We start from the raw sequence: 7,325 nt of genomic DNA on the forward strand, positions 1-7,325 counted from the left end.
GCCTGGCCGATCCGCCCCATGCCGATAATGCCGAGCGCCTTGCCGCCGATGCGGTGGCCGAGCATCCCGCCGGGGCTCCAGCCCTTCCATTCGCCCGAGCGGACGAGCTTCTCGCCCTCGGCGAGGCGGCGCGGGACCGAAAGGATCAGCGCCATCGTCATGTCGGCGGTATCCTCGGTCAGCACGCCGGGGGTGTTGGTGACGATGATGCCGCGTGCGCGGGCGGCCTTGAGCGCGATATGGTTCACGCCCGCGCCGAAATTGGCGATCAGCTTGAGGTTGGGGCCGGCGTTGGCGATCAGATCGGCGTCGATCTCGTCGGTGACGGTGGGGACGAGCACGTCGCAGTCGGCCATCGCGGTGGCGAGCTGATCGCGGGTCAGGCCGGTCGGGCCGCGATGGATCGTCGCGTCGAACAATTGCTCCATCCGGTCCATCACCGCGTCGGGCAATTCGCGGGTGACCACAATCTTTGGGTTCGGGACGCGTCTCGTTTCGGGCATCGCATAGGCTTGGCGGAGGCGTTTGCCTGCGTCAACGGGTGTTGAAGCGGGTGGGGCAAGCACGGTAGGAAGGCCGGGTAATTCACAGGGGTTGAGTATGCGCAGTGCAGGCCGGATGATCCTGGCGGTGACGATCGTGGCGCTGGCCGTCCCGTCCTTTGCCGCGCTGGTGAACAAGAAGACGCCGTATTTCGGCTCGATCGCGGCGGGCAAGGCGCGGATGCGGACCGGGCCGGGGCGCAGCTATCCGTCGAGCTGGCTGTATCAGCGCGCCGATCTGCCGGTGAAGGTGCTCGATATTTACGATCATGGCGCGTGGTACAAGGTCGAGGATCCGGGCGGTATTCAGGGCTGGATGATGGGAGCGTTGCTCAGCGAAACGCGCACCGGGCTGGTGATGGGCACAGTCGCCGAGCTGCGCGATTCGCCGCGCGACGGCGGGCGCGTCCGCTGGCGCGTGGCACCGGGCGTGGTCGGGCGGCTGAGTCGCTGCGCGCGCGGCTGGTGCTATTTCGATGCGCGCGGGCGCGGCGGCTATATCGAGGCGGTGCGGCTGTGGGGGGTCGAGCCGGGCGAAGTGCTCAATTGAGCGCGATTGCGCCGGGTTGGCGGATCGTGCGTGACGATCTGTCGCACCCGCACGTGGTGGCACTGATCGAGTTGCATGTGCGCGCGGCGTTCGACAATTCGCCGCCGGGGGCGGTGTTCGCGCTCGATCTGAGCGGGTTGCGCGCGGCCGACGTGACGCTGTGGACGCTGTGGGAGGGGGAGGCGCTGCTCGGGATGGGGGCGCTCAAGCAGCTCGATGCCGAACATGGCGAGCTGAAATCGATGCGGACGGCACCGGGCCATGTGCGGCGCGGCGTGGCGCGGGCGATGCTCGAGCATCTGATCGCCGAGGCGCGGGCGCGGGGATATCGGCGGGTGAGTCTGGAGACGGGGTCGAACGCGCCCTTTGCGCCTGCGCGCGCCTTGTATGCGGCGGCCGGGTTTGTGGCGTGTGGGGCGTTTGCTGGGTATTCGGATACGGCGTTTAGCCGGTATTATTCGCTCGTGATTTGAGGCGAAGAGCAGAAGGTTGGTTCGCGCGGAGGCGCGGAGGCGCGGAGAAGAAGAAGAAGGTTGGTTCGCCCTTACCTTTCGCGCGCCTCAGGACAGACGTTCGTTGTGTCTCCCGGCCGCTCCGCAAGCGCAACCCCTCCGCGCCTCCGCGCCTCCGCGCCTCTGCGCGAACCAACCTTCTTTTTCTGAAACTCAGTGCATCAATTCTACCGCGACCGCGGTCGCTTCGCCGCCGCCGATGCACAGCGACGCGATCCCGCGCTTTTGGCCGTGCGCCTCCAGCGCCGAGAGCAGGGTCGCGAGGATGCGTGCGCCGCTCGCGCCGATCGGATGGCCGAGCGCGCAGGCACCGCCATTCACGTTGATGCGGTCGTGCGCGATATCGAGGTCGCGCATCGCGATCATCGCGACGACGGCGAAGGCTTCGTTGATCTCGAACAGATCGACATCCTTGGCCGACCAGCCGGCACGTTCGAGCGCCTTGCGTATCGCGAACACCGGTGCGGTGGTGAAGAGCGACGGCGCGTGCGCGTGCGCGGCCTGCGCCACGATCCGCGCGATGGGGGTGAGGCCGAGCTTCTCGGCCACGCTCGCGCGCGTCATCACCAAGGCGGCGGCGCCGTCCGAGATCGACGAGGCGTTGGCGGCGGTGATCGCGCCGTCCTTTGAGAAAGCGGGCTTGAGCGTCGGGATTTTGGCGACATCGCCGCGGGCGGGTTGTTCGTCGAGCAGGACGGTGGTCGGGCCCTTGCGCCCCGCGACCGCGACGCCGACGATTTCGCGGTCGAACGCGCCCGATTCCTGCGCGCGGCGCGCGCGGTGGAGCGATTCGATTGCGTAATCGTCCATCTGGGCGCGCGTGAATTGATAGACCGCGGCGGTATCCTCGGCGAAATTGCCCATCAACTTGCCGGGTTCGTAGGCGTCTTCGAGCCCGTCGAGATACATGTGATCTTTCAGCACATCATGCCCGATCCGCGCGCCGCCACGGTGGCGCAGCGACAGATAGGGCGCGTTGGTCATGCTCTCCATCCCGCCCGCGATCAGCAGATCGACCGATCCGGCGGCGAGCGCATCGGCGGCGAGCATCGTCGCCATCATGCCGCTGCCGCACATTTTGTTGACGGTCGTCGCCTCGATATGATCGGGCAGGCCGGCCTTGAGCGCGGCCTGGCGCGCCGGGGCCTGACCGAGCCCGGCGGGGAGGACGCAGCCCATATAGATCCGCTCGATCGCATCGCCCGACACGCCCGCGCGCGCGACCACACCGCCAACCGCCGCCGCACCCAGCTCGGTCGCGGTCGCGCCGGTCAGCGCGCCCTGAAACGACCCGATCGGGGTGCGGGCATAAGAGACGATGACGATGGGATCGCTGGACATGGTTTTGGCTCCGGTGGAACTTGTAGGCGCGATCTAGGCTTCCGCTCCCGGATTTACAAACGCTGCGGAGATCGCAATGGACACGCTGACCACCGGGATGAAATGGGCGGCGTCGGGCGGCGGCATCGCCGCCGCGACGATGGTGTCGCTCGATCGCGGGCGGCGGCTGACCGGCTGGGGGCTGGTGTTGTTCGCGGTATCGGCGGTGGCATGGATGGGGGGTGCGGTGTTGACCAGAGACTTCGCACTCGGCACGCAGAACGCCGTGCTGCTCGTGATCGATCTGTATGGGGCGTATCGCTACCTCATTCGCAAGGCCTCGAATGGCTGAGCTGATGATGACTGCTATGGGGTGGCCGGTGCTGCTCGGCGTGCTCGGCGCGGTGATCGGGAGCTTTCTCGCGACGCTGGTTGTGCGCTGGGGCGAGGAACGGTCGGTGCTGCGCGGGCGGTCGCAGTGCGATGCGTGTCACGCGCCGCTCCGCGCGCGCGACCTGATCCCGTTGCTGAGCGCCGCCGTGGCGCGCGGGCGCTGCCGGATGTGCGGCGCGCGGATTGATGCGCGGCATTGGCAGATCGAGCTTGGCTGCGTCTTTGTCGGCGTCCTCGCCGGGATCGCGGTGCCGGGGCCGGTCGGGTTGGCGGGCGCGGTGTTCGGCTGGTTGCTGCTGACGCTCGCGGCGCTCGATCTGGCGTATTTTGTGCTGCCGAACGTGGTGACGACGACGCTGGCGGTCGGCGGGTTGGCCACCGGATGGCTTGGGGTCGAGCCGTCGGTGCAGGATCGGCTGATCGGCGGGGCAGGGGGTTTTGCCGTCTTGTGGCTGATTGGCGAAGGCTATCGCCTGCTGCGCAAGCGCGACGGGCTGGGCGGGGGTGACCCCAAGATGCTCGGCGCGATCGGATTGTGGCTGGGATGGCAGATCCTGCCGGTGGTGGTGTTCCTCGCGGCGCTCACCGGCCTCGCGCTCGTGCTGGTCGGGATGGCGACGGGCAAAAGCACGGCGCTGACCGATGCGAAGCCGTTCGGGGCGCTGCTCGCGATCGCCGCTTACCCGGCGTGGCTGTTCCTGTTAGGACCGATGGCATGAGCGTTCTCCTCTTTCTCGCCGCCCTCGCCCAAGCGGCACCGCAGGCTGCGCCGGCGGCACCAACCGCGTCGATCGACGGCTTGCCGATTGGCGCGATTCCCCGCCAGGACCTGCCGGAGCGGGGCTGCGCTGCCTTTCTGTGGACCGCGAGCGGGACGCGCGCGCTGGTGGCGATGGCGCAGGCGGACCCCGCGCGGTTGCGGCTGTCGATCGCGGGGACGATCGTCGATCTTGAACGCAGCGGACAAGTCGGTACTGGCGGGTTCGGCTTTGCCGAAACGAATGATTATGGCGGCGGCAGCATGGCCGCCAAACTAACGCTCAAGATCGAAACGCGGGGCTCGCTCAGCGGTGGGGCAATGGTGCCCGAGGGTATTTTGCAAATCGACCGGGCGGGGCAGGACAGCCTCGTGGTGCCGGTCGCGGGGATGATAGGATGCGCGGCATGACGATGCAGGATGTTCTGGCGCTGCAACGCGCACACTTTATGGAAGAATTGCCGGTTTCGCTGGCCGCGCGCAAAGACCGGTTGAACCGCGCGGTCGCGATGATTGGCGACAATGCCGCTGCCTTTTGCGACGCGCTGAGCGAGGATTTTGGCCACCGCAGCCGCGAACAATCGATGCTGACCGATATAGCGTCCTCGATCGCGCCGCTCAAACACGCGCTGAAATCGGTCGAAAAATGGATGCGGCGCGACACGCGCGCGGTGCAATTCCCGCTCGGCTTGCTCGGCGCGCGGGCGTGGGTCGAGTATCAGCCCAAGGGTGTGGTCGGGGTGATTGCGCCGTGGAATTTCCCGGTCAATCTGGTGATGGGGCCAGTCGCGGGCGCGTTCGCGGCGGGCAACCGCGTGATGGTCAAGACGAGCGAATTCACCGCGCGGACGGCGGCTTTGTTCGAAGAAGTCTGTCCCAAATATTTTCCGACCGATGAGCTCGCTTTCTTCAGCGGCGGCGCGGATATCGGCAAGGCGTTCTCGGAGCTGGCGTTTGATCATTTGATCTTCACCGGCGCGACCGGGATCGGGCGGCATATCCTGCATGCCGCCGCCGATAATCTCACGCCGGTTACGCTGGAACTCGGCGGCAAGTCGCCGGTGATCGTCGGCAAGGGGGCCGATATCGCCAAGACGACCGAGCGCGTCGCGATCGGCAAGATGCTCAATGCCGGGCAAATCTGCCTCGCGCCCGATTATATGCTGGTGCCCGAAGCGCAGGAACAAGCGGTGGTCGACGGGATCAAGGCGGCGGTGTCGGCAATGTACCCGACCTTGCTCGCCAACCCCGATTATACCGCGATCATCAACGACCGGCATCATCAGCGCCTGACCGACTGGGTCGAGGATGCGCGCGCCAAGGGCGCGACGGTCGAGGTGGTCAATCCCGGCGGGGAGGAGTTCGCCGGATCAAACGCGCGGAAAATGCCGCTGCACATCGTGCGGAATGCGACCGATGACATGATCGTGATGCAGGAGGAATTGTTCGGGCCGATCCTGCCGGTGCGCAGCTATCGCGCGATCGACGACGCGATTTCGGAGGTCAACCGCCGCGACCGGCCGCTCGGGCTCTATTATTTCGGGCCCGACGAGGCCGAGCGGCGGCGCGTGCTCGACCGGACGATTTCGGGCGGGGTGACGCTCGACGATGTGGTGTTCCACGTCTCGATGGAGGAGCTGCCGTTCGGCGGGATCGGGCCATCGGGGATGGGATCCTATCACGGCACCGATGGCTTCAAGACCTTCAGCCATGCCAAAGCGGTGTACAAGCAAGCCAAGCTCGACGTGGCGAAGCTTGCGGGGCTGAAGCCGCCTTATGGCAAGGCGACGCTGGCGAGTGTTAGGCGGCAGATGAAGTAGCTTCTTCCACCCCGGCGAAGGCCGGGGCCCAGTCGCGGAACTACATTTATTGGCTGGTGCCCTCATTACCTCGGCCATCTCGACTGGGTCCCGGCCTTCGCCGGGGTGGCGCTGAAAGCAGACGCTTCGTTCAATCGACCCGATAGTGGATCGGCTTGAAGCTCCCGCCATTGCTCGCCGGGGCCGAGCACGCCGTCAGGCCGATGATCAGATCCATCTCCGCCCGAAACACGATGTGATCGCCTGCGCGGCTGATCGGGGGGAGGACCGACAGGATGCCGGTGGTGCCGTCGACGGCGACGTTCATGAAGCAGTTGAACGCGGTCGGGATCGCATCCGGCGCGATGCCATAGGGTTTTAGCGCCGCCGCGAGATTGCCGAAACAGCCGCGATGCGGCGGCAAATCGGGGTAGAAATGGTGGAAGGTGTCGTACGAACACGGCGTCAGCAGGAAATCGTGTCGCCCGACCGTATCGGCAATAATCGACAGCATCGGTCTTGAGCGGTTCGAATAGAGGATGTGGCCCTTGGTCAGGAAGATCGTCTCGGCATAATCGAGCGACCGGCCTGACGAGATCAGCTCTGCGAGATCATCGGCGTTGAACGCCAGCAAATCCGCCACCTGCACGCCGCGTGGATCGATCACGGTCAGCGTTTCGCCCGCCGCGAGCCGGAAGGCGGTCCCGCTGCGCTCGGGGATTTCGATGGTGTCGCTCAATCGGGTTTCCCGGCGTAAGAGAAAGGGCATTTCCAGCCGTCCTCGACCGCGCGGCCGCTATATTGGCGCGCCTCGCTTGCCTCGCCGTGGCGCGCGAGCATCGGGTTGCGTGATCCGGCGAGCGCCTCGTCGCGGACGAGGATTTTTTCACGCAGGCCTTCGTAGCGACCCTGCGAGCGGAGCGTTTCGAACTGGTCGTGGAGGTTGAACACCATCGTTGGCTGCGCGAAACGGCGCGCCGGGCGGCTGGCGCGCGGGTGGAGGCCGACGATGAAGAACGCCTCGCCGCCAAAGCTCAGCGAGAAATGCGGGCTGTCGGGATCGGCGCTGACGCCGGCATCATAACCCTGGCCGCGCCAATGATCCTTGTCGGACAGCGACTGGGCGCGCTGCCACAGCGCGGCCTCGAACGCCTCTTCGCTCAGATCGTCGGGGCCGCCGAAGATGACCGCGAAGCTGCGGAACAGGCCGGGGTCGGCGCGATAGTCGGCGGCGAAGTTGAGCAGACCGTCATGGATGCGCAGATCGTCCCACGCGCTGTCGATCCGGTCGCACGCGAGCACCGAGAGCGTTCCCTTGGCAAGCGCGGCCTTGGCCCCGACACACGGGAAATCCGCCGCCGCGACATGCGCGTCGAGCAAGGCCTGGAAATCACCCTGCGCGCGGTGACGCCAGCGGAACATGGGGGTCGATGGCGTTGGCATGCCGGATAA

Annotated in this window: 10 protein-coding genes; 6 read left to right on the forward strand and 4 right to left on the reverse strand. The window is 66.5% G+C overall.

Translation table 11 applies throughout. The annotated features are described in order from the left end of the window. On the reverse strand, nucleotides 1-503 hold a 503-nt coding region (locus tag ABWP09_RS12235), incomplete at its 3' end, for an NAD(P)-dependent oxidoreductase (RefSeq protein WP_353205409.1). Between the two features lie 97 nt (nucleotides 504-600). Between ABWP09_RS12235 and ABWP09_RS12240 the strand changes: the two genes are divergently transcribed. Both ABWP09_RS12240 and ABWP09_RS12245 read left to right on the forward strand, forming a co-directional pair. Beyond that, a complete protein-coding gene (locus ABWP09_RS12240; protein ID WP_353205410.1) occupies nucleotides 601-1,092 on the forward strand; it encodes an SH3 domain-containing protein in 492 nt (163 codons plus the stop codon). Continuing rightward, nucleotides 1,089-1,565, forward strand: coding sequence for a GNAT family N-acetyltransferase (locus tag ABWP09_RS12245; RefSeq protein WP_353205411.1), 477 nt, complete (start codon nucleotides 1,089-1,091; stop codon nucleotides 1,563-1,565). Before ABWP09_RS12240 ends, ABWP09_RS12245 begins: the two co-directional genes overlap by 4 nt. 192 nt (nucleotides 1,566-1,757) lie before the next feature. Here ABWP09_RS12245 and ABWP09_RS12250 read toward each other — a convergent pair whose 3' ends face one another. Further along, complete coding sequence (locus ABWP09_RS12250; RefSeq protein WP_353205412.1) at nucleotides 1,758-2,945, reverse strand: acetyl-CoA C-acyltransferase; 1,188 nt, start codon at nucleotides 2,943-2,945, stop codon at nucleotides 1,758-1,760. 76 nt (nucleotides 2,946-3,021) lie between these two features. Between ABWP09_RS12250 and ABWP09_RS12255 the strand changes: the two genes are divergently transcribed. The 4 genes from ABWP09_RS12255 to ABWP09_RS12270 are packed head-to-tail and all read left to right on the forward strand — an operon-like array spanning nucleotide 3,022 to nucleotide 5,894. Next, nucleotides 3,022-3,276, forward strand: coding sequence for a hypothetical protein (locus ABWP09_RS12255; RefSeq protein ID WP_353205413.1), 255 nt, complete (start codon nucleotides 3,022-3,024; stop codon nucleotides 3,274-3,276). A gap of 4 nt (nucleotides 3,277-3,280) precedes the next feature. Beyond that, nucleotides 3,281-4,036, forward strand: a complete 756-nt coding sequence (locus tag ABWP09_RS12260) for a prepilin peptidase (RefSeq protein ID WP_353205414.1) — start codon at nucleotides 3,281-3,283, stop codon at nucleotides 4,034-4,036. Further along, nucleotides 4,033-4,485, forward strand: coding sequence for a hypothetical protein (locus ABWP09_RS12265; RefSeq protein WP_353205415.1), 453 nt, complete (start codon nucleotides 4,033-4,035; stop codon nucleotides 4,483-4,485). Before ABWP09_RS12260 ends, ABWP09_RS12265 begins: the two co-directional genes overlap by 4 nt. Next, nucleotides 4,482-5,894: a coniferyl aldehyde dehydrogenase gene (locus tag ABWP09_RS12270; protein WP_353205416.1), complete on the forward strand. Its 1,413-nt coding sequence runs from the start codon at nucleotides 4,482-4,484 to the stop codon at nucleotides 5,892-5,894. The genes ABWP09_RS12265 and ABWP09_RS12270 overlap by 4 nt, the downstream gene beginning before the upstream one ends. Before the next feature lie 130 nt (nucleotides 5,895-6,024). On the opposite strand, the gene ABWP09_RS12275 is transcribed toward ABWP09_RS12270, so the two are convergent. Further along, nucleotides 6,025-6,642 (reverse strand): DUF1989 domain-containing protein, encoded by a 618-nt coding sequence (locus ABWP09_RS12275; protein ID WP_353205417.1) that lies wholly within the window; start codon nucleotides 6,640-6,642, stop codon nucleotides 6,025-6,027. Next, on the reverse strand, nucleotides 6,609-7,316 hold the full coding sequence (gene gntA, locus ABWP09_RS12280) for a guanitoxin biosynthesis heme-dependent pre-guanitoxin N-hydroxylase GntA (protein WP_353205418.1): 708 nt from the start codon (nucleotides 7,314-7,316) through the stop codon (nucleotides 6,609-6,611). Before gntA ends, ABWP09_RS12275 begins: the two co-directional genes overlap by 34 nt. Nucleotides 7,317-7,325 lie beyond the last annotated feature (9 nt).

Origin of the sequence: Sphingomonas sp., from assembly GCF_040398505.1 — a bacterium.
Taxonomy (GTDB): Bacteria; Pseudomonadota; Alphaproteobacteria; order Sphingomonadales; family Sphingomonadaceae; genus Sphingomonas.

What these genes read in the sequence shown, in the direction of transcription:
- ABWP09_RS12265 (WP_353205415.1), top strand. Translation starts at nt 4,033, where the DNA reads ATGAGCGTTCTCCTCTTTCTCGCCGCCCTCGCCCAAGCGGCACCGCAG.
- ABWP09_RS12270 (WP_353205416.1), top strand. Translation starts at nt 4,482, where the DNA reads ATGACGATGCAGGATGTTCTGGCGCTGCAACGCGCACACTTTATGGAA.
- ABWP09_RS12260 (WP_353205414.1), top strand. Translation starts at nt 3,281, where the DNA reads ATGATGACTGCTATGGGGTGGCCGGTGCTGCTCGGCGTGCTCGGCGCG.
- ABWP09_RS12255 (WP_353205413.1), top strand. Translation starts at nt 3,022, where the DNA reads ATGGACACGCTGACCACCGGGATGAAATGGGCGGCGTCGGGCGGCGGC.
- gntA (WP_353205418.1), bottom strand. Translation starts at nt 7,316, where the DNA reads ATGCCAACGCCATCGACCCCCATGTTCCGCTGGCGTCACCGCGCGCAG.
- ABWP09_RS12240 (WP_353205410.1), top strand. Translation starts at nt 601, where the DNA reads ATGCGCAGTGCAGGCCGGATGATCCTGGCGGTGACGATCGTGGCGCTG.
- ABWP09_RS12275 (WP_353205417.1), bottom strand. Translation starts at nt 6,642, where the DNA reads ATGCCCTTTCTCTTACGCCGGGAAACCCGATTGAGCGACACCATCGAA.
- ABWP09_RS12250 (WP_353205412.1), bottom strand. Translation starts at nt 2,945, where the DNA reads ATGTCCAGCGATCCCATCGTCATCGTCTCTTATGCCCGCACCCCGATC.